Raw genomic sequence first — 667 nt, 5'->3', positions numbered from 1 at the left:
CCTTCCAGATGCGGGCACGCCCCGAGAGTGCCTGGTCGACCACTGCTCCCACACACTGGGCATCAGCTGCATCGGCCCCATCGGCACGTCCTGGGTCCGGTCGCCGTCGATCCGGCCGCCGTCGGTGTCGGCCACCGTCGGCAATTCCACTCGCGCACGGCGCAATCCGCGCAGGTTCGGTGAGACGGTCGCGTCCGCCGCCAGGGTCGAGCCGTCGGCGGAGCCGTGGTCGCTCATCACCGCGCCGATCGCGGCCAGGGTCGGCCAGCCGATATGGCAGTCCGGCGCGCTGCGATCCAGCACCGACGCCGCATAGGCATACGACTGGAGCGCCGTTTCCGGAATTCCGTACGGCACGGCGTGAATGTGCGACCACGCCGCCAATTGCGCTGCCGGACGTACCGGAGCGGGTTTACCGGTGGAACTCACCGGCGTTTCGGAATGCTCCAGCCGTGCGCTGCACGAGGTGGAAACTCCGACGATGAAAATGGTGGCTACGAGCAGCCACGGCCAGGCAGCAGATGACTGCCTCCCCCGAGACAAAAGCACGCGATGACAATAACCGGACTATTGCCACCCACCCGACCAGGCGAGAGAGGGGGGGGAAAACAGCCACACAAGGGGGCCCGGGCCGCGCCCCGAGCCCGACCCCACGGAGGGTGGGGGT

At 68.4% G+C, this 667-nt stretch carries 1 pseudogene; it reads right to left on the bottom strand.

Annotated elements, in window-relative coordinates:
* A pseudogene (locus tag ACFWPJ_RS29545) lies at nucleotides 1-357 on the bottom strand (murein transglycosylase); the annotation flags it as partial.
* Between the last annotated feature and the right edge of the window lie 310 nt (nucleotides 358-667).

Origin of the sequence: Nocardia sp. NPDC058497, assembly GCF_042720195.1 — a bacterium.
Lineage (GTDB): Bacteria > Actinomycetota > Actinomycetes > Mycobacteriales > Mycobacteriaceae > Nocardia.
This window is presented reverse-complemented; position numbering and strand designations above follow the sequence as displayed.